Source organism: Microvirga sp. jy35 (assembly GCF_056148915.1).
Window position 1 is genome coordinate 1 of sequence record NZ_JBWBEW010000011.1, and the last position, 23,263, is coordinate 23,263.

Here is a 23,263-nt window from a genome sequence, read left to right on the forward strand (position 1 = left end):
CCGAGCAGAAGTGGCTCTCCACCACCGGCTTCCTCGACAAGATCGACGAGAACCTTAAAAAAGCCATGGCGGCTTAAGCGAAGCCCCTCCCCGCTCTGGAATGATGAAAAGCCCGGCCTCGCGCCGGGCTTTTTGCTGCCCGCACGCCTTGGTGCTAAGCTTGACAATGTTCATGTTTTGTTCTAACAAAGCATCATGTTTGCTGAGGTTGTTTCTGGATGTTTCGATCCGCCGACTCACGGAGTTTTTTGCTGAACGCCCGCTACGCATTCGCTGTCGCCCAACTGGAGCTGCGACTACTGCTCATTTCAAGAGCCCGCAAGCGCTACGACCCGAACCAGCCACGCGTTCCTGCAGGCAATTCCGATGGCGGACAATGGACTGATGGAGGTGGTTGAGGCGGCGAGGCAAGTCACCAAAGCGAGTCGGCGTCTCATCGCCGAAAACCGCCAACAAGCTTCCGGGTGGCAGGTGGCTTCGAGAAAGAACATTTAGGTATGAGTGTTCAAAGCTTCGTTTCCGCCAACTGTAAAGGGAGAATTCGCGCTGTGCTGCCCCAGCAATTTCTGGAATCGTCGATTACCGATGTCATGAAGGCAGCCAAAGCCGGAGACCGAGCAGCAAGAACATGCCTGAAAATTCTTGGGCGAGACGAATATAGGAAGTAGGGAGGCACCTGTGCATCTAAATGGAATTCGCGAACTCATTCCATTCTTAAATAACCTCGACAAGGAAAGCATTCATTACCGGCTAGACCATCTAAGAGATGACTCGATCATGGTGTCCTTCACGCTTGTGGGCATTCGAGTCGAACTCGATTTCTTCGATGATCATGTCGAGTTCAGCTATTTTCAAGGCACAGAGGCCGTCGAGACAGACACTGGGCTGCTTGAAAGACTGATGCGGGAACACTGGGGAGACGATTGATCTTGGTGCAAGAGTCCTGAGGGTTCTCAGCACGTTCAGACACGGCTCCGCTCGTTACCAAGCTCAGACGGCACAGCATCAGAAACGACGCCATTAACAGCAGCCGCCCATCTGTTCGCGATGGAGAAAAGGTGCATCGCAAATGATCAGCGAACCAAGACATAAGTTTTATGGCAATACGATCAGCGAGCATATTTTTGAGGTCGCAAGCGAGCTGCCGATCGATGCAGTCGGCATGTGGCAGATCGTGCCGGGAGCACGTCGCGGTTTCGATCTCGAAGGCGGCGCCCTAACAGATTACGTTCGCCGCTGCATTGCGGAGCTTCTCTCGCGTGGCGCGGTGCCGGTTTTCGGCGGTGGGCCTGACGGGCCGCATGACTGGATCGTGCAGCGCCAGTATGGATCACGGCCCGAAGAGATCGTCGAGAGCGTCATCCGTGAATGGCTCGCCAATGGCGCCCGGGACGGAGATCCGGGTGGATTGTGGTTCGCCCTGCCCCAATATGCCTGGACGCCGCCATCGTAGGATTTGCAAGGAGAACGAAGACCATGCCGGAGCCCAAACCCATCATGACCGGCGGCTGCCAGTGCGGCGCGGTGCGGTATGCGCTGATGTCCGAGCCGACCCATGCGAGCATCTGCCATTGCCGCATGTGCCAGAAGGCTTTCGGCAACTACTTCGCGCCGCTCACCGGCGTGCCGCGCCAGGATCTGGTGTGGACCAAGGGTCGGCCCGGCATCTTCAAGAGCTCGGAGGCGGTCGAGCGCGGGTTCTGCCGGGATTGCGGCACGCCGCTGACCTTTTCTTACGTGGAGCGCGATCGCATCACCGTGTCCATCGGCAGCCTCGACGAGCCGGGCCGGATCACGCCGGAGATCCAGTACGGGGTCGAGAGCAGGCTCCCGTTCTTCGAGATGCTGCATACCCTGCCGGGCGAGCGGACGGAGGATGGCGCCTCGCCGGAGGAGCTGCGGAGGATGGCCTCGCGGCAGCACCCGGACCACGATTGAGAACTTGCCGGATCTCTCCGTCGTCCGGAGCCAAGCAACGGCGCCCGGATCCTCAACCTTCAGCCCCTTGAACCTCCCAACGGATGACGGCGAGGATCAGGACTGTTTTCGCAACCTAGCGCCCGCAGATGCATTGTCCCATCGGAACCTTTGCCGGACGCGGTGACGCTTGGCCGGCCCAGGAACGGGAGGAGACGCTGTGGTTGCCCTATCCCACCCAGGTGTTCTGAGGCCGCTCCACCCCCTTCATGCGATCCTTCTGGCCTTTCCGCTTCCCCTGTTCGCAGGCGCCCTGGCCAGCGACCTCGCCTATCGGTCGACCTTCCACATTCAATGGGCCAATTTCGCGTCCTGGCTCATCGCCGGCGGCCTGCTCGTCGGCGCCTTCGCGGTGCTCTGGGCCCTGGTCAACCTCTTTCGCAGGGGGCCGGCCCGCAAGGGTCGGCTGGTGGTCTATTTCGTCGTGCTGCTCGCCATGTGGGGGCTCGGCTTCGTCAACGCCCTCGTCCATGCGAAGGACGCCTGGGCGACCATGCCGGAGGGCCTCTATCTCTCGGCGGTCACGACGCTCCTGGCCCTTGTCGCGGCCTGGATCGGCTATTCCGGATTTCATCGTGCAGGAGAGGTGAAATGATCCGCTCGTCCCTCTTGATCGGCACCCTGGCCCTCGCCCTCTCCGCCTGCAACAGCGAGCCCGAGCCGCCGCAATATGGCGCCAACCCGAACCTGCCCGAACCGCAGCGCGGGCTGCTGCCCTCCATGAAGATCCCGAGGCCGGCCAACTGGGGCAACGATCTCCCCAAGGTGCCGCCGGGATACAGGATTCAACCCATCGCCACGGACCTCAGGATCCCGCGTCAGACCATCGTCCTTCCCAATGGCGACATCCTCGTTGCCGAGGGATCCGGCGGCGGCGCGCCGACGCTGCGCCCCAAGGACCTGATTGCGGGCTTCATCAAGAGTCTCGGCAAGAGTTCGGTCAAGGGCGGCGATCGGCTGACCCTGCTGCGCGACGCGGACCGCGACGGCACCTACGAGATGCAGGGCGTCTTCGCCGACAATCTCAACGCGCCCTACGGCCTGGCGCTGGTCAACGGATCCATCTACGTGGCCAACCAGGATGCCCTGGTGCGCTTCGCCTATCAGGACGGACAGACCCAGGCGAGCAGCCCGCCGGTGAAGGTGGCGGATCTCCCGGCCGTGATCAATCATCACTGGACCAAGGCGATGACCGCCAGCCAGGACGGGCGCTTTCTTTATGTGGGCATCGGCTCCAACAGCAACATCACCGAGCGCGGGATGGACGCCGAGGAAGACCGGGCCATGGTCTGGCAGATCGATGCGCAGACGGGCGCGCACAAGCCCTACGCAACCGGTCTGCGCAACCCCACGGCCCTCACGGTTCAGCCTGGTTCAGGCCAGCTCTGGGCGGTGGTGAACGAGCGGGACGAGATCGGCCCCAACCTCGTTCCGGATTATCTGACCTCCGTGCAGGAGGGCGGCTTCTACGGCTGGCCCTACAGCTACTGGGGCCAGAACGTCGACCCCCGCGCGCAGCCCCAGGATCCGGAGAAGGTTGCGGCAGCCATCCGCCCCGACTATGCCCTGGGCTCGCACGTGGCAGCGCTCGGCGTGGCCTTCTCGACCCCGGCCATGGGCGACAATTTCGCCGACGGGGTGTTCGTGGGCGAGCACGGGAGCTGGAACCGCAGCGTGCCGGTCGGCTACCGGGTGATCTTCGTGCCGTTCCGCGACGGACGGCCCGCCGGCGAGCCGATCGATTTCGTGTCCGGCTTCCTGGTTGACGACGGCAACACACGGGGACGACCGGTAGGAGTGACGGTGGATCCCCGCGGCGCCTTGATCGTTGCGGACGATCTGTCGAACACGATCTGGAGAGTGACGAGAAACTAGGCGCCCCTCTCGTCAGGCGATCCCGGAGCGGCTTGCGCCGCCCAGGAAGACCTTTTCATTAGGGAACCGCCAGAGCCGCCTCGATGGCGGCCAGCGCCGCCTCCGCCTGAGCGCCGTCGGGGCCCCCGGCCTGGGCCATGTCGCGGCGTCCGCCGCCGCCCTTGCCGCCGAGCTTTTCGGAGCCCACCCGCACCAGGCTGACCGCATCGTACCTGTCCGTCAGGTCTTCGGTGACGCCGACCACGATGCCTGCCTTGCCGTCATCCGCCACGCCGATGATGGCGACCACGCCGGAACCGAGGCGCTTCTTGCCCTCGTCCGCGAGGCTCTTGAGGTCCTTCATCTCGACGCCCGTGACCGCGCGGGCCATGAGCTTGATGCCGGCCACGTCCCTGACCGGATCGCCGCCACCGGAGCCGCCGCCGCCCATGGCGAGCTTGCGCCGGGCCTCGGCGAGATCGCGCTCCAGCTTGCGGCGCTCTTCCAGAAGGGCCGAGAGGCGCGAGGAGACCTCGTCCACCGGCGTCTTGAGGAGGTTTGCGACCTCGCGCAGCTTGCGGCTCTCATCGGTGAGGTAGCGGCGGGCGGCATCGCCCGTCATGGCCTCAAGCCGGCGGACGCCGGCTGCGACCGCACTCTCGGCCACGATGGTGACGACGCCGATATCGCCGGTGCGGTTCACGTGCGTTCCGCCGCAGAGCTCGATGGAGAAGGTCTTAGCATCGTCGGCCCTGCCCATGGAGACGACCCGGACCTCGTCGCCGTACTTTTCGCCGAAGAGCGCGCGGGCGCCGGACTCGATGGCCTCATCCACGGCCATGAGCTTGGTCACGACCGGCTCGTTCTGGAGCAGCACCCGGTTGGCGATCTCCTCGACCCTGGCGAGCTCCGCATCCTCGATGGGCTTCGGGTGGCTGAAGTCGAAGCGCAGGCGGTCTGGCGCCACCAGCGAGCCCTTCTGGGCCACGTGGTCGCCGAGCACCTGGCGCAGGGCCTCATGCAGGAGATGGGTGGCCGAGTGGTTGGAGCGCACGGCCGAGCGGCGCTCGTGATCGACGATCAGCTCCAGGGACTGGTTGAGCTTACATGTGCCGTGCTCCACCGTGACGTGATGCACGAACAGGTCGCCGAGCTTCTTCTCGGTGCCGGTCACGAACAGGCGGGCACCCTCGCCCTGCATCACGCCGGTGTCGCCGACCTGACCGCCGGACTCGCCATAAAAGGGGGTCTGGTTGAGCACCAGTAGGCCGCTCTCGCCGACCTTCAGCTCCTGCACCTCCCGGCCGTCCTTGAGCAGCGCCAGCACGATGCCTTCGGCCGTCTCGGTGTCGTAGCCCAAGAACTCCGTGGCGCCGGTGCGCTCCTTCACGGAGAACCACACGGTCTCCGTCGCCGCCTCGCCGGAACCCGACCAGGCCGCACGGGCCTTCTCGCGCTGTCGCTGCATGGCGGCGTCGAACGCCTCCGTGTCGACGCCGATGCCGCGCGGCTTCAGGGCGTCCTGCGTGAGGTCGAGCGGGAAGCCGTAGGTATCGTAGAGGGTGAAGGCCGTATCGCCGGAGAGGTTCTGCCCCTCGCCCAGATTGCGGGTCTCCTCATCGAGGATGATGAGGCCGCGCTCCAGGGTCTTGCGGAAGCGGGTCTCCTCGAGCCGCAGGGTCTCGATGATCAGCGCCTCGGCGCGGATCAATTCGGGATAGGCCAGCCCCATCTCGCGCACGAGGGCCGGCACGAGGCGGTACATGATCGGGTCCTTCGCGCCCAAAAGCTGCGCGTGGCGCATGGCGCGGCGCATGATGCGGCGAAGCACGTAGCCGCGGCCCTCGTTGGAGGGCAGCACGCCGTCCGCCACCAGGAAGCACGAGGTGCGCAGGTGGTCCGCGATCACGCGGTGGGATGCCTTGCGGTCGCCTGTCGGTGCCACGCCGGTGGCATGGGCCACGGCATCGATGAGGGCGCGGAACAGGTCGGTGTCGTAGTTGGAATGCACGCCCTGCAGGATCGCGGCAACGCGCTCCAGGCCCATGCCGGTGTCGATCGAGGGCTTCGGAAGCGCGATCCGGTTGCCGGGCTCGACCTGCTCATACTGCATGAACACGAGGTTCCAGAACTCGAGGAACCGGTCGCCATCCTCCTCCGGGCTTCCGGGAGGGCCGCCCCAGAGCGTGTCGCCCTGGTCGATGAAGATTTCCGAGCACGGACCGCAGGGGCCGGTATCGCCCATCTGCCAGAAATTGTCAGAGGTCGGAATACGGATGATCTTGGAATCCGAGAACCCGGCGATCTTCTTCCACAGGTCCGCCGCCTCGTCATCCGTATGGTAGACGGTGACCAGGAGCTTGTCCTTCGGCAGGTCGAACTCCTTGGTGATCAGGTTCCAGGCGAGCTCGATGGCCCGCTCCTTGAAGTAGTCGCCGAAGGAGAAGTTGCCGAGCATCTCGAAGAAGGTGTGGTGGCGCGCGGTGTAGCCCACATTGTCGAGATCGTTGTGCTTGCCGCCGGCGCGCACGCATTTCTGCGAGCTCGCCGCCGTGCTGTAGGGGCGCTTCTCGGCTCCGGTGAAGACGTTCTTGAACTGCACCATGCCGGCATTGGTGAACATCAGCGTCGGGTCGTTGCGCGGCACTAGGGGGCTCGAGGCCACGACCTCATGGCCGTTCTTGGCAAAGTAATCGAGGAAGGCCGACCGGATATCGTTGATCAACCGGATTTCGTTGACGCCGCTCATGGGTTCTCAAACTTCGGGTAAGGGCTTTTCAGGGCCTGAAAAGGTGTGACGGTGGCCGGTTTTAACCGTCCGCGCCCGCCCTGTCGAGGCGGCGTTTCGGCAGAGCGAGCGAATAGGCCCGCAGAGGGCGCTTCGGCCTCTCGGCCACGTGGATGGCCCGGAAGCCAACCTGCGCCAGAAGCCTGTGGGACCGGGCGTTGGGCTCGTCCACGAGGGCGGCGAGGCGGTCCAGTTGGAGATCGTCCCGGGCATAGGCCGCAGCACGCACCAGCGCTTCCGCGGCAAATCCCCTGCCCCAGGCCTGCGGGTGGAGGGCGACAAGCGGCTCCACCGCGCCGGCGAAAGCAGGATAGGCCTCGGACGCGGCCGCGGAGACCGGCTGCAATCCGAGAATGCCGATCCAGGCACCGTCAGCGGAAAGGAGCCGCCACAGCCCGAGCCCATCCGGTGCCAGGGCAGCGGCCTTCCGCATCAGGTTCTCGACCTGCTCGCGGCTCAGCACCGCGTCGTCGCAGAGATAGCGCCTCACATCGGGCAGGATCAGCAGGCCGTGCAGGCGATCGAGATCGGCCATGGAGACCGGCTCGAGCCGCAGGCGTTCGGTGGCGAGCAGGGGCAGCATGGCCGGATTGTGCCGCCCTGCGCCAATTGGCGCAATCGAATCGCCGGTTGAGACTGGCCGGGTTGGTGCTAACCTCAATCCGGCCGTTGTGGTCCTGGATCATGTCCGGTGTTTTCATATGGATTTTCTGTCAGCGGCCGTTTCCCGGCCAACAGGGCGCAGATCCGGTCTTCGATCTGCAGCCGGCATTGCGGGCCGGATCGGCCTCAGCTTCCTGTTCCTTGGCTCTCCCGCCCTTGCTCAAGGCAATGAGCGGCAGTGGCATCTGACGGCCTCCGGGAGCCGGTGGGTGAATGCCGATCTTCTGGAGATCCCCGAGCGGTCCCTGACAGGTCGCCTGACGTCCGAGGACGCCTATTTTGTCGGGGCGAGCCTTTCGCGGGTCATCGTTCCCTCCTTCTCCATTCCGCTGCCGGGCACGGATTTCGCATTCCACGGCAACCGGATCGAGCTGGAAGGACAGGTCCTGCGCCATTTCGGCGAACAGAGCCATTGGGAAGGAACGATCGCACTGATGTTCCGCACAGGCCAGATCCCGCTCTTCGGCGGCTTGAGCGTCAATCTGGCCTTCGGCGAGGGCCTCTCCTATGCGTCGGAGCGGCCGAGGCTCGAGGGGAGCTTTCGCGTCGAGCCGACGCGCTTCCTCAACTACCTTGCCTTCGAGGCGGAGTTTTCCCACGCGTCCCTGCCCGGCGTGTACTTCGTTCCCAGGATCCATCACCGCTCGGGGATCTTCGGGCTCATCGCGGAACGGGAATCCGGCTCGAACTTCATCGGCGCCGGGATCCGCGTGGACCTGCGGTAGGCAGGCCTTTCTCCAGAGACATCACAAAAGGAACGTCACAAACGAAAAGACCGCCGCGATCTCTCGCGACGGCCTATCTTTGCCCTTGAAGGAGAGCAAAACTTACTCGGCAGAACCCTCGTCCAGATCGTCGGCGGTCGGGGTCGCCTGCTCCAGAATACGGTCGGCGAGCAGGCCGGCATTCTGGCGGATGAGACCCTCGATCCTGTCCGCGACCTCCGGGTTGTCGCGCAGGAACTGCTTGGAGTTCTCGCGGCCCTGACCCAGGCGCTGGCTGTCATAGGAGAACCAGGCGCCGGACTTCTCGACGATGCCGGCCTTGACGCCGAGATCGATGAGCTCGCCCACCTTGGAGACGCCCTCGCCGAACATGATGTCGAACTCGACCTGCTTGAAGGGCGGAGCGACCTTGTTCTTGACGACCTTCACGCGCACCGAGTTGCCGATCGGATCGTCGCGATCCTTCAGGGTCGAGACACGGCGGATGTCGAGGCGCACGGAGGCGTAGAACTTCAGGGCGTTGCCGCCCGTCGTGGTCTCCGGGCTGCCGTACATGACGCCGATCTTCATGCGGATCTGGTTGATGAAGACCACCATGGTCTTCGACCGGGAGATGGAGCCGGTGAGCTTGCGCAGGGCCTGGCTCATGAGACGGGCCTGGAGACCCGGCTGCACGTCGCCCATCTCGCCGTCGAGCTCGGCCTTCGGGGTCAGCGCCGCCACGGAGTCGATGACGAGCACGTCGATGGCGCCGGAGCGCACCAGAGTGTCGCAGATCTCGAGCGCCTGCTCGCCCGTGTCGGGCTGGGAGATCAGAAGATCGTCCAGGTTGACGCCGAGCTTGCGGGCATAGACCGGGTCGAGCGCGTGCTCCGCGTCCACGAAGGCGCAGACGCCGCCCTTCTTCTGTGCTTCGGCAATGGTGTGCAGCGCCAGCGTGGTCTTGCCCGACGATTCCGGCCCGTAGATCTCGATGATGCGGCCGCGGGGCAGACCGCCCACGCCGAGCGCGATGTCGAGGCCCAGCGAACCCGTCGAGACGGTTTCGATTTCCACCGGCTGCTGGCCCTTGCCGAGCCGCATGATCGAGCCCTTGCCGAAGGCACGCTCGATCTGGGAGAGCGCCGCGTCGAGAGCTTTCGTTTTTTCTTTATCCATTGATGAGCTTTCCACCAGTCTCAGGGAGGACTGTGACATGACCTAACATCCTTATGGCATGGAGGAGGAGTGAATCTCAACGCGGTGTTGAGAGAATATATGTACTCACTTTGTTCCCCCTTACAAGTTCTTTTTTCGTTCTCATTCGGGAATTCACAGATCCCGCGCAGGTCACGTTGCCGCAGGGTTAAAGAATAGTTAAATCAGCAGCTTAGCCCCCAATGACCTGCTTCACGGTCTCGACGAGCTGGCGCAGACTGAAGGGCTTGGGCAGGAAGTTGAACTCCTCCCCTTCGGGCAGGTTCTTGCGGAAGGCTTCCTCGGCATAGCCGGAGACGAAGATCACCTTGAGATCCGGGTAGAGCTTGCGCAGTTCGCCGAGCAGGGTCGGGCCGTCCATTTCGGGCATCACCACGTCCGAGACCACGAGATCCACCGCCGCGCCGCGCGCCTCGATGATCTCCATGGCCTCGATGCCGGAGGCCGCCTCGAGCACCGTGTAGCCGCGGGCCGAGAGCGCGCGGGCATTCACGGCGCGCACGGGGTCCTCGTCCTCCACCAGAAGGATCGTGCCCTGCCCGGTCATGTCGGCGGCCGGCTTCTTGGCCACCTCGGGTTTCACTTCCTCGGGCATCTCCTGCGCGGCCGGAACATGCCGCGGCAGGTAGATCCGGAAGGTGGTGCCCTGCCCCGGCGTCGAGTCCACGTCGATGTAACCGCCGGATTGCTTGACGATGCCGAACACGGTGGACAGCCCCAGGCCCGTGCCCTTGCCCACCTCCTTGGTGGTGAAGAACGGCTCGAAGATCTTCTCCACGATCTCGGGCGTCATGCCGGAACCGGTATCGGAGACCTCGACCATCACGTAATCGGCCGCCGGCATGGCGCTCACATTGAGCCGCTCCGCCTCGGCCGCCGTGACGTTCGCTGTCCGGATCGCGAGCTTGCCCCCGCCCGGCATCGCATCGCGGGCATTCACCGCGAGGTTGACCACCACCTGCTCGAACTGGTTCACGTCCGCCTTCACGAACCAGAGGTCGCGGCCGTGATTGAGGTCCAGCGCCACGCGCTCGCCGAGGAGGCGCTTGAGCAGCATGGAGAGATCGTAGAGCTGGTCGTTGAGGTTCAGCACCTCCGGCCGCAGGGTCTGGCGGCGCGAGAAGGCGAGCAGCTGGCGCACGAGGCCCGCGGCCCGGTTCGCGTTCTGCTTGATCTGCATGATGTCCTGGAAGGACGGATCCGTCGGCCGGTGGTTGGCGAGCAGCAGGTCGCTGTAGCCGATGATGGCCTGCAGAACGTTGTTGAAGTCGTGCGCCACGCCGCCGGCGAGCTGTCCCACGGCGTTCATCTTCTGGGCCTGAGCCAACTGCTCCTCGACCTTGCGGAAGTCGGTTGTATCGAGGGCGTAGAGGATCGCCGTCTCTCCGTCCGCGCCCGTATCGCCCACAGGCGTGACCCAGACGCGGACGGAGCCGCCGCCCTCGGCCACTGTCTGAAGCTCGAGGGGCGGGATGTCGCCCTTGTTCTCGGCCGCCGCCCTGAGGGCCGCTTCGATGGCGTCGCGCTCGCGGAAGGCATCGGGGATCGAGGGCCCGCCCGCTCCGTTCTCGCCCGTGCGCGGCAGCGCGCCGAAGAGCCTGGAGAACGGCGCGTTGGCATGGACGATGCGGCCTGCACGGTCGACGGTCGCGATGGCGATGGGGGTGTTGTTGAAGAAGCGCGCGAAGCGCACTTCCGCCGCGCGCTGCCCCTCGTCGACTTCCCCGCCGGCCGAACGGTTGAGAACGAGCGTGCGCGATGCGCCCATGCGGCCGTCCTGGCCGAACGCGATGCGGTGATAGAGGCGCACCGGCAGGAACTGTCCGTTGCGCCGGCGCAAGTCGAGATCGAAGGTCTCGGTTCGCACGCTGCCCGGCTCGCCGGAGAACGACGTCATCATCGAGGCCACGTCGCCCGGCACGATATCGGAAAGACTCAAGCCGCCGGAGCCGACCTGTGCGAGATCGTAGTCGAGCCAGGATGCCAACGTGGCATTCAGATAGATGACGGAGCCGCCGGGATCGACGGACAGGAACCCTGCGGGCGCATGATCGAGATAGTCGATGGCATGCTGCAGTTCCTGGAACACGTTCTCCTGGCGCTCGCGTTCATGAGTGACCTCGGAGATGGCCCAGAGCGCCGCCTGCCGTCCGTTGGGTCGCGGCACAGGCCGGACGCGCACCCGATACCAGCCGAACTCGCGTGCTCCATTGAGAGACGGGGACAGGCGGATCTCCTCCGTACCCGTGCGATGCTCCCGGGCCGCCTGAGCCAGCCGGTAAATCGCCTCCGAGACTTCGGGCGTGCCGATGAACAGGCGCTCGACCGGCAGCACTTCGCCGCCCTGCAATCCGGCGAAGGCGAGATAGGCTTCGTTGGCATAGGCAATGCGCCCATCATCCTCGACCACCACGAGGCCGTCACCGGAAGTATCCGCCATCAGCTTGGTGATATCGTTGCGGACGGTCTGGCCTGAGAACTGAACGACGCCGATCGCCATGGCGAAGAGGAAAAACACGCCCGCCATGGCGAAGAACGCCAGGAGCCCGAGGATCAAGGGTTGCGCCTGTTCGATGCCGAGAAACCGCAGGGTCAGAGTTGCACCGACGAGAAGGCCTGCCAGGAGCAACACCCATCCGATATGGCCGTGCCGGTCGGAGCGGTCGATGGCCGAACCCTTTGGCGTATCGCCTTCGTAAGCCATGAAAATTCAACATCCTCAACGGAGGCGGATGTGCCTCACGGCACCGGCTGCAGGGTTGCGGCCAACCGCTCGATCTGGTCCGATCATATTACACGGTATTTATTGATCGACCTCTAAGGCGGCGGCGCCGGATGCAAGGGCCGGTCGCGACGGCGCAGGGCTCATCGATGCGGACCGTCACAGGAAATCCTTATTTTCCTTGATGTAGAGGGATGCAGCCCCATCTTGGACGCATCCCGGAGAGCCTTTCCTGTGCCCTCGGCCTCATACTGTAACCGGGTGACGTTAACCATCTGTTAACCTTGCCGGTGGCTTTGGCGGTCAATGTGGTACAACCAACACAGAAGTGGCCTGCGAAGGTCAGTCAACGTTTGAGAGTTCATCGTGTCATCTCTATTCGGTCTCGAAGCACCACGGGCAGTTCAATTTGCAATCGCCTTCGCGATCATTCTGATCCTGCTCGTGCTCTTAGGGCTCGTCCTGCGCAAGGTATGGGGTGGCCGCCTGATGATGCCGGGCAGCGACCGCAGCGGCCGCAGCCGCCAGCCGCGGCTGGGCATCGTGGATGTGTATGATCTCGACCGCCAGCGGCAGCTTCTTCTGCTCCGCCGGGACAACGTCGAGCACCTCCTCCTCATCGGCGGCCCCAACGACGTCGTGATCGAGACCAACATCGTCCGCGTCGCCGGCACGCGCGTTCCCGCTCCTTCGGTCGACATGGGGGCGGAGCGCTTCGAGCCGTCGCTGGATCAACCGCCCCGCGCCCCCCAGGTCGAGCCCAACGGCCGCCCCTCCATCGAGAGCCAGCTCGCCGCCCAGCTCGGCGCCTTCGTGCGTCGCCCGGCAGAAGAATCCGACAGTGAGCAAGAGCTCGCGCCGGTCGCCCACGTGAGCGCACCTGTTCCGGCTCATTCCGAGCTGGCTCTGAAACCGGATGCCGTTGCCGTTTCCGCACCTCCCGCCGTCCAGGGATTGCGTGCCGAGGCGAGGACTCCGTCGTTTCAGAACACGCCTCCTGCCCCGCCCGCACCTCCTGCTCCGCCCTCGCCTTCTCCGGCGGAGCGCCCGGAGCCGCGTCCTCAATTCACTCCGCCGCCCTTCCAGTCGCGGGCAACGCCCGTGCCGCCGGCACAGCCCGTGCAGCCGGCACCGTTCGTGCAGCCGCCCGAGCCCGTCCGCTCCCCTGAGCCGGCAGCGACCGAGCGGCCAGCCCCGGATGCCACCCTGCTGTCGGATATGGCAAAGCAGCTCGAAGAGGCCCTGAAGCGTCCGGCGAGTCCCGTTTCTGCTCCGGAGGCTGCCCCGCCGGCTCCCGCCAGCATGGCATCCCCGGCCGATTACGAAGACATCAGCGATGAGGAGGGTTCCTCTCCCGAGCCGGTCCTGGCCGAGCCGGAGCCGGCCGAGGAGGAACCTGTCACGTCCTTTGACGAACCCGTAGAGGAAGAGGATCTGGCCGAGGAGCCTGAAGCCCCCGCTCCAGCCCAGCCCCCGATGCCCGCCGAGCCGGTCCGGATCGCTCCGTCACCACAGGCTGCGCCCGCGTCGGCTCCCCTGCCGCCTCAGGCCAAGGAACCCGCCTCCGCACAGAAGGCTGCCGACCCGTTCTCCGTGGAGGATATCGAAGCGGAATTCGCCCGCCTGCTGGGACGTCCGCTCGATCCGAGCAAGAAGGGGTGACGGTAGACTCCCGTCTGACGGCCAAAGAAAAAGGGCTCCGCTGGCGGAGCCCTTTTCGTTTGCGAAGCAGGACGGATCAGTCGTCCCTGTAGACCCGCTCGTTGCGCTCGTGGCGCTCCTGCGCCTCGAGGGAGAGCGTCGCGATGGGCCGGGCCTCCAGGCGCTTGAGGGAGATCGGGTCGCCCGTCTCCTCGCAATAGCCGTAAGAGCCGTCCTCGATCCGCGCGAGCGCGGCGTCGATCTTGGCGATCAGCTTGCGCTGACGATCCCTGGCGCGAAGCTCGATGGCGCGATCCGTTTCCGAGGAGGCGCGATCCGCAAGGTCAGGATGATTCTCGTTCTCGCTCTGCAGCGTCGCGAGGGTCTCCTGAGCCTCCTTGAGGATGTCGTGCTTCCAACGGATCAGCTTGCGCCTGAAATACTCCCTCTGCCGCTCGTTCATGAAAGGCTCGTCTTCTGTCGGACGGTAGCCTTCATCAATCACGCTATCTGTCATGTTCAGCCGTTCTTCCCCGATGAACCGTGGCGCCCCTATATAGGCAAGCAGGGACTGCGACAACGAGATTAAGCGTCATCGATTTGTCTAATAGGCCCCAGCAACCCTTAAGAACCGTTGGATAGGCGCAGGCCGAACGATATGTCGCACCATCAGCAGGCGGCCGCCTCCGCCCGGCTGACGAGCTCGCCGGCGACGTCGCCGATCTTGGGCGCCTCCTCCCGGATGAAGGGAAGCGGCCGGCAGACGGACAGGGCGGCCAGGCCGAACCGGGCGGTCATGAGCCCGTTCAGCACCCCCTCGCCAAGCTTGGCGGAGATGCGCGCGGCGAGCCCGAGGCCCAGCACCTGCTGCATGAGGCTGTCGCCGACCGCCACGCCTCCCGTGACCGCGAGGTGGTTGAAGGCAGCCTTGGCAAGCCGCAGGAAGCCGAAGAAGCCGGGCCTGCCGCCATAGATCCGGGCGAGAGTCCGCAGAAGCCGCACCGCTGCGAAGATCACGAAGGCCACATCGATGATGGCGCGCGGGCTCACGGCCGTCACGAGGGAGACCTGCTTTGCCGCCCCGGCGATCGCACGCTTCGCCTGCAGGTCCAGGGGCGCGAGCAGCTCGCGCTCAGCGATGGCGAGGCGGTCGTCCGCGTCGATGATCTCGTCGGTGAGACCCTTGAGGCGGGCGCTCCCCTGCGCGGCCGCGGCCCGGCCGCCGTAGAGGCCGATGAGATCCGACACGACGCTCTTTGCCGCCTTGTGGTCCTTGACCGCGAGCGCATCGACCGCCGCCTCGCGCAGGCTCTCGATCTTCTGCTCGCGCCAGATCCCTGAAACCTCCCGCCCGATGATGGCCAGGAAGGCCAGCACCGCGAGCACGGCGAGGGCGAGCGCCACCCAGCCCAGCCACGGCGCGACCCGGTAGAGGTCGACGATCAGGTTCTCGACTGCGAGGCCCAAGCCCAGCAGAAGGAGCCCCGACAGGGCCGACAGCAGGATGCCGAGCCAGGGCGCGCGGCGCTTCCCGCCCATCGGCACCACGACGCCGTCGGCGGCCTCAATGGCGTCGAAGGGCTCCTCCGTGACCTGCACGGCGCCGGCGGTGATGTTCGGATCGTCGAGGCGATAGGCGCGAGGTTGGCGGGTCATGCGAGGCGATCCCCCAGCAGGAACTCAAGGGCCCGGTCGAGACGGATATGAGGCATCCTGGCCATGCGCCCCGCTGCGTCGACCGGCAGCTTCGGCGGCCGGAACCGCGGGAAGCGGAACGAGCCGGGCGGCACCGCTCCCTGAAACACCGCCTCGGCACTCTCGGGCAGCTCCCCTGGAAAGATCGCAGCCTCCGCCTCGCCGTCGAAGGTCTCGTCGCCGACCCGCTCGCCGGCCTCCGGAACTCCGGCAACGGCCCGCAGGGTCTCGCGTCCCTCGCGGATGGTCGTCTCGCGGGTGGCGCGCACGGAGGCGAGCGCCACGGTGCCCACCCGTGCGCCGGCCGCCTCGGTCCGCCGCGAGGCCCGGTTCACGAGCAGGCGCAGGATGGCGTCGAGCCGGTCGTGATCCGTGTGATGGATGTGGTCGGCCTTGGTGGCCGCGAACAGGACCCGGTCCGCCCGGGGCGAGAACAGGCGCGACAGGAGCGTGTTGCGCCCGGTCCGGAAGGCCATGAGCACCTGATCCAGCGCCTCCTCCAGTTCGGCGAGCGCCACGGGTCCCGCGTCGATGGCGGCGAGCACGTCCACCAGCACGATCTGGCGGTCGATGCGCTGGAAATGGTCGCGGAAGAACGGCCGGACCACATGGGTCTTGTAGGCCTCGAAACGCCGCTCCATCAGGGCGGCAAAGCTCCCTGCCTCGACGGGCTGGCCCTGGGGCAGATCGAGCGGCCCGAAGGTGAGCGCCGGCGAGCCCGCGAGATCGCCCGGCATGAGGAACCGCCCCGGCGGGGTGGTGGCCACCGCCTCCGATCCTGCCCGCAGCGCCGTGAGGTATTCCTTGAAGGCTTCGCTCGCTTTCGATGCGAGCATCTCGTCGGACGCGCCCGACGGATCGAGGGTTCTCAATGTCTCATGCCAGCGGGCTGCGACCGGCGCGCGGTCCCGCTTGCGGCTTGCCTCAATGGTTTGGCGGGACCATTCCGCATAGCCGGCGTCGAGCAGCGCCAGGTCGAGCAGCCATTCGCCGGGATAATCCACGATGTCGAGGGCGAGCGATGCCGGTCCGGTGCGCCACCCGGCCTTGCGCTCGTATTCGACATCCACCCGCAGCTCGCTGATCCGATTGGTGGATTGCGGCCAGCGGCGGCTCTCGGTCAGGGCCGCCATGTGCTCCTCGTAGGGAAAGCGCGGCACCGCGTCGTCCGGCTGATGCGCCAGCTGCGCCCGCCGGATCCGCCCTTCGGCCGAGGCCCGGAAGGCCGGCAGGTTCGTGCCCCGCGTCAGATGATGCACGAGAGCGGTGGTGAAGACCGTCTTGCCCGAGCGGGCGAGCCCGGTGACGCCGAGGCGGAGGGAGGGCTGGACCAGCTGGCCGGAGACCTCCCAGAGCGATTGCGCAGCAGACCCGGCGCGGGAGGCGAGATCGGTGATGACGGACACGAAGATGAACCTAATGCTCCCAAGCCAAGCTCGTAGGTGGGGCTTGAAATCCTAACGTGCAAGACGCCCTAGCGCTCCACGCTGGTCGGTTCGCTCCCGGATGCTTCCGCCTTGCGCGCAGCCGCCTTGGCGTTCTCCTGCACCTTCGCGATCGCCCGCTCGATCGCACCCTCCACGAGTTCCGGGCTCGCGCGCAGGGCGCCCAATTCGAAGGCCGACATGGCCAGCATCACGTGCGTGAGGTTGGGCTGAGGCGTGCCGTCGGCCGCAAAGAGCTTCAGGTCGTCGCCTGGACCCAGACCTAAGCCCTCCACCATGCGGCCCGCATAATTGCGGTGCCGCTGTTCCTCCGAGGGACAGGCAGCCGCGACCTGGACCTTCGGAGCGAGCTTCGGCGCTGCAGAGGCCGTCGCAGCCGGCTCCTTTGCCGGCTTGCGGCGGGGGGCAGGCGGCTCGGGCGGCCTGGCCGGCTTCTCGCCCATGCCGGCCGCGATGCTGGGCACCCGGTATTGCGGCGTCCTCGGGGCCATCGGGATCACCATGGACACCCGGCCCGGCTTGCCGCCCGGACCCGCCTTGGCGGTGTAGCGCACCGCCCCGCCCTTTTGCCTGCGCGAGGCGAGGTATCGGGCCCGCACCGTGCCGCCGATCCCTCTCACGGCCAGCATCGCCATGCCACCGATGCCACTCGCCACGTTGCACTCGGCCGGCGCCCAGCGGCGCACGATGTCGAGGGCGGATTTGCGGTTGAACTCGAGGTAGTAGCGCCGCAGCAGGGTGGCGGCGGCATCGGCGCTGTGATCGGCCGAGATGAAACCCACATGGCCCTCGGTGTCGGTGGCAAGCTCCCCGTTCCAGCGGGCGCTCTTGATGCACCAGTAGTTGTTGAGCTTCACGCAGCGGGTCACGAAGGGGCGCTCGGCCCGGAACAGGGCCGCCATGGCCACCACGGGCTTCGGCTCGAGGGCCTCCATGGCCTCGGAGCGCCAGTTGGTGACCTCGCGATTGGCAGGCTCGTACCGCGCCGCGACAGCCTGCGGCTCCGGCTGAAGGGGATCGCCGCCGCGGGTGTCCGGGTCGCCGGGCAGGAGGGCGCGAGCCGCAAGGACGAGCGCGTAAAAGGTCTGAGGCACCATGATGAAGATCAGCCCCTGCTTCGGCGGAAAACAATCAGGAAGGTTTCAGGCCAAACGATGGTGAAGAGGATAGGTTCACCCTCAATTCCCTCTCTTGACCTTAAGGATCGCGCATCCCACGAATGAGAGCCAGCACCGGCAGCAGACATCCATGACCTCCCACATCCCGATCCGCATTCTCGAACAATCGGACGCAGAAGGGTTTCGCCACCTGAGGCTCGAAGCGCTCACCGTTGCGCCCGAGGCCTTCGGCGCGAGCTACGAGGAAGACGCGTCCATGCCGATCGAGACGATCCGGACGCGCCTGTCCGCAAGCCCGAATGCGGTCTTCGGCGCCTTTGCCGATCAGGGCATGATCGGCATGGCGGGCTTTGCCGTCCATGAGCGGATCAAGGCCCGCCACAAGGGTGTTCTGTGGGGCGTCTACGTGAAGGCGGAGTGGCGCGGACACCATGTGGGCAAAAGGCTCGTGCAGCGCGTGATCGACCATGCATCCCGGCATGTGATCATGCTCGAGGCCGCCGTGGGGCTCACGAACGACGGCGCCCGGCGCACCTATCACGGCCTCGGCTTCAAGCCTTACGGAATCCAGTGCAAGGCCCTTCGGGTCGGCGACGCGTTCTACGACGAGGAACTGCTCTATCTCGACCTGCCGCAGCCCGCAGGCGCCTAATCGTCCTCGCCGTTGCCCAGCGATTTCGGGGTTACGAAGCGCTCGAGACGACCGGTTTTCTTAGCCACATCGCTCCAGCTAGCCAGTTCGAAATCGATCACGGCGAGGCCGGCGGTCGGAAATTTCTGGCCGAGCCGCAGAATGCTGTCCATGTCGCCTTCGCCGATGAAGAGCCTGGCGAGTTCCTCGAAGCCCGGATTGTGGCCGATGACCAGAAGGGTGCCGACCTCGGGCTTCACCTCCCGGACGACCTCAAGCAGGCGCCCGACGGAAGCCTCGTAGATGCGCCCGTCCGGACGCATCTCGATCTCGCCGAGGATGGGCTGGACCCGCTCCCAGGTCTCCTGCGTGCGCCGGGCCGAGGAGACGATGGCGAGATCGGGCTCGAGACGCTCCCGCTTCAGGTAATCTCCCATGACGAGGGCCGCCTCCTGACCCCGCTTCGCGAGGGGACGGTCGACGTCCAGGATGCCGGGCGGCCAGCCGGCCTTGGCGTGGCGGAGGAGAATGAGGCGGAGCATCAGCGCCCCTCCCGCCTGGCGATGAAGGCCAGCTTCTCGAACAGGCTCACATCCTGCTCGTTCTTCAGAAGCGCCCCATGGAGCGGCGGGATGAGCTTGCGGGTGTCGCGCTCACGCAGCTGCTCGGGCCCGATATCCTCGGAGAGCAGGAGCTTGAGCCAGTCGAGGAGCTCCGACGTCGAGGGCTTCTTCCTTAAACCCGGAACCTCACGCACGTCGAAGAAGATCTTCAAAGCCTCCTCCACCAGCCGGTGCTTGATGCCGGGGTAATGCACCTCGACGATCCGGGCCATGGTGTCCGGATCGGGGAACCTGATGTAGTGGAAGAAGCAGCGCCGCAGGAAAGCGTCCGGCAGCTCCTTCTCGTTGTTGGACGTGATGATCACGATGGGGCGCCGGGCGGCTTTGATCGTCTCTCCGGTTTCGTAGACGAAGAACTCCATGCGGTCGAGCTCGAGCAGGAGATCGTTCGGGAACTCGATGTCGGCCTTGTCGATCTCGTCGATGAGCAGCACCGGACGGATCTCCGAGGCAAAGGCCTCCCACAGCTTGCCGCGCTTGATGTAATTGCCGATATCCGAAACCCGCCGGTCGCCGAGCTGGCTGTCCCGCAGGCGGGAGACGGCATCGTACTCGTAAAGCCCCTGCTGGGCCTTGGTGGTGGACTTGATGTGCCAGGTCAGGAGCGGGGCGTTCAGGCTCCGGGCGATCTCCTCCGCCAGAACCGACTTGCCCGTGCCGGGCTCTCCCTTCACCAGGAGCGGACGCTCCAGGGTGATCGCGGCGTTCACGGCGACCGTCAGGTCCTCGGTGGCCACATACGATTCGGTTCCGGCAAAAGGCGCCATTCCACTCTTCCTCGCTTTAATCCGACCCTAAGTCCTGCCCCAGCCTTTCGGCAATCGTCTTCATAGGCTAAGCCCATGACAAACAAATGGGAGACATGACCTATGGCTTATAACCGTTATCACAAGGACCGCATCGGCAATCACAAGCTCAAGCCCGAGACCCTGATGCTGGGCTATGGCTATGATCCGACCCTGTCGGAAGGCGCGGTGAAGCCCCCGGTCTTCCTCACCTCCACCTTCGTGTTCAACAGCGCCGAGCACGGCAAGGAGTTCTTTGACTACGTGGCGGGCCGCCGCGAGCCGCCGCAGGGCGAGGCCGCCGGCCTGGTCTATTCCCGCTTCAACCACCCGAATTCCGAGATCGTCGAGGACAGGCTCGCGATCTTCGAGGAGGCGGAGGCGGGCCTCCTGTTCTCCTCCGGCATGTCGGCCATCGCCACCACGATCCTGGCCTTCGCCCGGCCCGGCGACGTGATCCTGCACTCGCAGCCGCTCTACGGCGGCACGGAGACCCTGGTGGCCAAGACCCTGGTCAATATGGGCATGCAGGCGGTCGGCTTCGGCGACGGAGTGGATGAGGCCTCCGTCCGCGCCGCCGCCGCTGCGGCTGCCGCCAAGGGACGGGTGTCCGTGGTGATGATCGAAAGCCCGTCGAACCCGCTCAACACCCTGGTGGACGTAGCCCTCATCCGGCGCGTGGCAGACGAGATCGGCGAGAGCCAAGGCTTCCGGCCTGTGGTTGTCTGCGACAATACCCTGCTCGGCCCGGTATTCTCGAAGCCGATCCAGCACGGGGCCGACATCTCGGTCTACTCGCTTACGAAATATGTAGGCGGCCACTCGGACCTGATCGCCGGCGCGGCGTTGGGCTCGAAGGAGCACATGAAGGCTGTGCGCCTGCTGCGCTCCGCCATCGGCACCCAGCTCGATCCGCATTCCTGCTGGATGCTGGGCCGCTCGCTTGAGACCCTGTCCCTGCGCATGAATGCAGCTAACCGTAATGGCGAGATCGTGGCGCAGTTCCTGCACGAGCACCCGAGCGTGGCGAAGGTCCACCACCTGGCCTACCTGCCCGAGGGCTCCCGCGCCCGTCAGGTCTACGAGGAGCAGTGCGACGCCCCCGGCTCCACCTTCTCGTTCGACGTGAAGGGCGGTGAACCGGAAGCCTTCCGGGTGCTCAACGCGCTCCAGGTGTTCAAGCTGGCGGTCAGCCTCGGGGGCACCGAATCGCTGATCTCGCACCCGGCCTCCACCACCCATTCCGGCGTCCCGAAGGAGACCCGCGACCGCCTCGGCGTCAGCGATGCCACGATCCGCGTGTCCATCGGCATCGAGCACCCGGACGATCTGGTGGCGGATCTGGCGCAGGCGCTGTCGACGCTGGGGTAGCCTGTTCCGTTCCCATGCCGTCATGCCCGCGCTTGTTGCGGGCATGACGATGAAAGTATCGACGGCGTCTCCATGCGCTCATGTCGCGCCCGCCATTCCACCTCGAGCGGCATTAACCTCTTGCGCATCCCTCGCGGCTAGAACGACAATGCCCTCGATCGGAAGGAAGCAATGGCCGCTGCGCTGGATCTCTACGCTTATCAGGAACCGATTCTGTTCTTGGCAACGGCAGCCGTCGTCGTCCCGGTCTTTCACCGCCTGAGGATCAGCCCGGTGTTAGGGTTCCTGGCAGCCGGCGCGTTGCTGGGACCTTACGGGCTCGGGCGTCTCATTCCGCAATACGCATGGGTCGACTGGCTGACTTTCACCAATCCGGAGGGCACATCTCGGCTCGCGGAATTCGGAGTGGTCTTCCTGCTCTTCACCATCGGCATCGAGCTGTCCTGGCAGCGTCTTCGCACCCTGCGCCGTCTCGTCTTCGGTTTCGGATCCCTTCAGGTGTTCCTGGGCGCCCTGGTCCTCGGCCTTGCGTTCTACAGCTTCAAAACCGTCGACACGATCACGGCGGCAACCATCGTTGGGCTCGCTCTTGCCCTGTCCTCCACGGCCATCGTGATTCCCGTCCTGGCGGAGCAGAAGCGCCTCAACACGGTCGCCGGGCGCGCGAGCTTTTCGGCTCTGCTGTTCCAGGATCTGCTGGTCGCTCCGATCCTGTTCACCATTGCGGTGCTCGACACCAGCAAGCCCGAGGTGACACTGTCGTCCTTTGTCATCCTGCTCCTGCAGGCAGGCCTCGCACTCGGCCTGATCATCGGACTTGGCCGGATCATCCTCCGGCCCTTCTTCCAACTGGTCACGGCCACGAAGAGCCCGGAGCTCTTCATGGCGGCCTGCCTGCTCGTCGTGATGGTGACCAGTCTGATCGCCGCCGTCAGCGGCCTCTCGATGGCCCTTGGCGCCTTCATCGCCGGCATTCTCCTGTCGGAAACCGAGTATCGCCGCGCCGTCGATGTCACGATTCAGCCCTTCAAGGGTCTGCTCCTCGGCGTCTTCTTCGTGTCGGTCGGCATGAGCCTCGACCTGTTCCGCTTCCTCGAAGCCCCGGTGCTGATCCTGTCGCTCGCTGCGACGGTCATCATCATCAAGACCCTGACCATCATGGCCCTCGGGCGTCCCTACGGCCTCAATACCGCAGAGGCAGCCGAAACCGGCCTCCTCCTCGGTCCCGGCGGCGAGTTCGCCCTCGTGATCCTGGGCGCAGCCATGGTGGCGGGCCTCGTGCCGAGCGGGATCGGGCAGAACCTTCTCCTCGTGACGACCATCACGATGGTCGCGATCCCGCTTCTGGCACGCCTGGGGCAGCGCCTGAGCCGCAGGCTTGAAGTGCGCCGGCCGCTCGACCCTCTCGTGACCGTCGCCCCGCCGGCGGACGAGGTCGGGCGGGTGATCATCGCCGGGTACGGACGGGTCGGACAGCTGGTGGGGGAGATGCTCGACCGCCACAAGGTGCCCTATCTGGCCATCGATCTGGATCCCGCCCGCGTGGCGGCGGAGCGCAAGGCGGGCAAGCCGGTCTATTACGGCGACGGCTCCTACCCTGAATTCCTGCGGGCCTGTGGCATCGACCGGGCGGTCGCACTGGTCATCACCCTGGACACCCTCAGCTCCATCGAAGCGGTCGTGTCCGCCGCGCGGCAGGAATGCACCGAAATCACCATCGTGGCGCGCGCCCGCGACGCTCGCCACGCCACCCAGCTCTACGAACTCGGCGTGGACGACGCCGTTCCGGAAACCATCGAGGCCTCCCTTCAGCTGAGCGAGGCCGTCCTGAGCGATATCGGGGTGCCCATGGGGCTGGTGATCGCCTCGATCCATGAACGGCGGGACGAGTTCCGGGAAATCCTCAGGAAGAGCAACCCGAAACACGATCCGGATCGAGCCGTGTTTCGGGCGCGGCGGCGTGTCGGCAAGTCTCAGCCGGGGGGTGCGGTCGGGCGGGTGACGAAAGCGTCCTGAAGCGAGATTCTC

General features: G+C 65.5%; 20 protein-coding genes. 10 read left to right on the top strand and 10 right to left on the bottom strand.

The genetic code is table 11. The features are described 5' to 3' along the window. Positions 1-777 precede the first annotated feature (777 nt). From AC0QTX_RS10925 to AC0QTX_RS10945, 5 genes are all read left to right on the top strand, one after another. On the top strand, positions 778-927 hold the full coding sequence (locus AC0QTX_RS10925; RefSeq protein ID WP_474603849.1) for a hypothetical protein: 150 nt from the start codon (positions 778-780) through the stop codon (positions 925-927). 142 nt (positions 928-1,069) lie between these two features. Continuing rightward, positions 1,070-1,453 (top strand): hypothetical protein, encoded by a 384-nt coding sequence (locus tag AC0QTX_RS10930; protein ID WP_474603850.1) that lies wholly within the window; start codon positions 1,070-1,072, stop codon positions 1,451-1,453. A 23-nt stretch (positions 1,454-1,476) separates the two neighbouring features. Beyond that, positions 1,477-1,938, top strand: a complete 462-nt coding sequence (locus tag AC0QTX_RS10935; RefSeq protein WP_474603851.1) for a GFA family protein — start codon at positions 1,477-1,479, stop codon at positions 1,936-1,938. 199 nt (positions 1,939-2,137) lie between these two features. After that, complete coding sequence (locus AC0QTX_RS10940) at positions 2,138-2,572, top strand: DUF2231 domain-containing protein (protein ID WP_474603852.1); 435 nt, start codon at positions 2,138-2,140, stop codon at positions 2,570-2,572. Beyond that, complete coding sequence (locus AC0QTX_RS10945) at positions 2,569-3,852, top strand: PQQ-dependent sugar dehydrogenase (protein WP_474603853.1); 1,284 nt, start codon at positions 2,569-2,571, stop codon at positions 3,850-3,852. Before AC0QTX_RS10940 ends, AC0QTX_RS10945 begins: the two co-directional genes overlap by 4 nt. 58 nt (positions 3,853-3,910) lie before the next feature. Here AC0QTX_RS10945 and alaS read toward each other — a convergent pair whose 3' ends face one another. Both alaS and AC0QTX_RS10955 read right to left on the bottom strand, forming a co-directional pair. After that, the gene (alaS, locus tag AC0QTX_RS10950; protein WP_474603854.1) at positions 3,911-6,580 is read right to left on the bottom strand and encodes an alanine--tRNA ligase; all 2,670 of its coding nucleotides are present in this window, start codon (positions 6,578-6,580) and stop codon (positions 3,911-3,913) included. Positions 6,581-6,641: 61 nt separating this feature from the next. Next, entirely contained in the window at positions 6,642-7,202 is a 561-nt protein-coding gene (locus tag AC0QTX_RS10955; protein WP_474603855.1) for a GNAT family N-acetyltransferase, read from the bottom strand. A gap of 118 nt (positions 7,203-7,320) precedes the next feature. Here AC0QTX_RS10955 and AC0QTX_RS10960 point away from each other — a divergent pair, with 118 nt between their 5' ends. Further along, positions 7,321-8,007, top strand: coding sequence for a hypothetical protein (locus tag AC0QTX_RS10960; protein WP_474603856.1), 687 nt, complete (start codon positions 7,321-7,323; stop codon positions 8,005-8,007). 102 nt (positions 8,008-8,109) lie between these two features. On the opposite strand, the gene recA is transcribed toward AC0QTX_RS10960, so the two are convergent. Both recA and cckA read right to left on the bottom strand, forming a co-directional pair. Next, the gene (gene recA / locus AC0QTX_RS10965; RefSeq protein WP_474603857.1) at positions 8,110-9,204 is read right to left on the bottom strand and encodes a recombinase RecA; all 1,095 of its coding nucleotides are present in this window, start codon (positions 9,202-9,204) and stop codon (positions 8,110-8,112) included. A gap of 172 nt (positions 9,205-9,376) precedes the next feature. Next, positions 9,377-11,908 (bottom strand): cell cycle histidine kinase CckA, encoded by a 2,532-nt coding sequence (cckA, locus tag AC0QTX_RS10970; protein ID WP_474603858.1) that lies wholly within the window; start codon positions 11,906-11,908, stop codon positions 9,377-9,379. Between the two features lie 384 nt (positions 11,909-12,292). On the opposite strand from cckA, the gene AC0QTX_RS10975 reads away from it, so the two are divergent. Continuing rightward, positions 12,293-13,588, top strand: coding sequence for a hypothetical protein (locus AC0QTX_RS10975; RefSeq protein WP_474603859.1), 1,296 nt, complete (start codon positions 12,293-12,295; stop codon positions 13,586-13,588). A gap of 76 nt (positions 13,589-13,664) precedes the next feature. Here AC0QTX_RS10975 and dksA read toward each other — a convergent pair whose 3' ends face one another. From dksA to AC0QTX_RS10995, 4 genes are all read right to left on the bottom strand, one after another. Beyond that, complete coding sequence (gene dksA / locus AC0QTX_RS10980; protein WP_036350657.1) at positions 13,665-14,084, bottom strand: RNA polymerase-binding protein DksA; 420 nt, start codon at positions 14,082-14,084, stop codon at positions 13,665-13,667. 152 nt (positions 14,085-14,236) lie between these two features. Beyond that, positions 14,237-15,223 (bottom strand): YcjF family protein, encoded by a 987-nt coding sequence (locus AC0QTX_RS10985; RefSeq protein ID WP_474603860.1) that lies wholly within the window; start codon positions 15,221-15,223, stop codon positions 14,237-14,239. After that, on the bottom strand, positions 15,220-16,668 hold the full coding sequence (locus AC0QTX_RS10990) for a YcjX family GTP-binding protein (RefSeq protein ID WP_474603861.1): 1,449 nt from the start codon (positions 16,666-16,668) through the stop codon (positions 15,220-15,222). Before AC0QTX_RS10990 ends, AC0QTX_RS10985 begins: the two co-directional genes overlap by 4 nt. A 68-nt stretch (positions 16,669-16,736) precedes the next feature. Then, positions 16,737-17,804, bottom strand: coding sequence for a hypothetical protein (locus tag AC0QTX_RS10995; protein WP_474603862.1), 1,068 nt, complete (start codon positions 17,802-17,804; stop codon positions 16,737-16,739). Between the two features lie 151 nt (positions 17,805-17,955). On the opposite strand from AC0QTX_RS10995, the gene AC0QTX_RS11000 reads away from it, so the two are divergent. Further along, the gene (locus tag AC0QTX_RS11000) at positions 17,956-18,477 is read left to right on the top strand and encodes an N-acetyltransferase family protein (protein WP_474603863.1); all 522 of its coding nucleotides are present in this window, start codon (positions 17,956-17,958) and stop codon (positions 18,475-18,477) included. Here AC0QTX_RS11000 and AC0QTX_RS11005 read toward each other — a convergent pair. Both AC0QTX_RS11005 and AC0QTX_RS11010 read right to left on the bottom strand, forming a co-directional pair. Further along, positions 18,474-18,998 (bottom strand): SixA phosphatase family protein, encoded by a 525-nt coding sequence (locus tag AC0QTX_RS11005; RefSeq protein WP_474603864.1) that lies wholly within the window; start codon positions 18,996-18,998, stop codon positions 18,474-18,476. The genes AC0QTX_RS11000 and AC0QTX_RS11005 overlap by 4 nt on opposite strands. After that, a complete protein-coding gene (locus AC0QTX_RS11010) occupies positions 18,998-19,846 on the bottom strand; it encodes an AAA family ATPase (RefSeq protein ID WP_474603865.1) in 849 nt (282 codons plus the stop codon). The genes AC0QTX_RS11005 and AC0QTX_RS11010 overlap by 1 nt, the downstream gene beginning before the upstream one ends. Before the next feature lie 102 nt (positions 19,847-19,948). On the opposite strand from AC0QTX_RS11010, the gene AC0QTX_RS11015 reads away from it, so the two are divergent. Together AC0QTX_RS11015 and AC0QTX_RS11020 are read left to right on the top strand one after the other, a co-directional pair. After that, positions 19,949-21,235, top strand: coding sequence for a cystathionine gamma-synthase family protein (locus tag AC0QTX_RS11015; protein WP_474603866.1), 1,287 nt, complete (start codon positions 19,949-19,951; stop codon positions 21,233-21,235). Between the two features lie 171 nt (positions 21,236-21,406). Next, positions 21,407-23,251: a cation:proton antiporter domain-containing protein gene (locus AC0QTX_RS11020; RefSeq protein WP_474603867.1), complete on the top strand. Its 1,845-nt coding sequence runs from the start codon at positions 21,407-21,409 to the stop codon at positions 23,249-23,251. Positions 23,252-23,263: the final 12 nt, after the last annotated feature.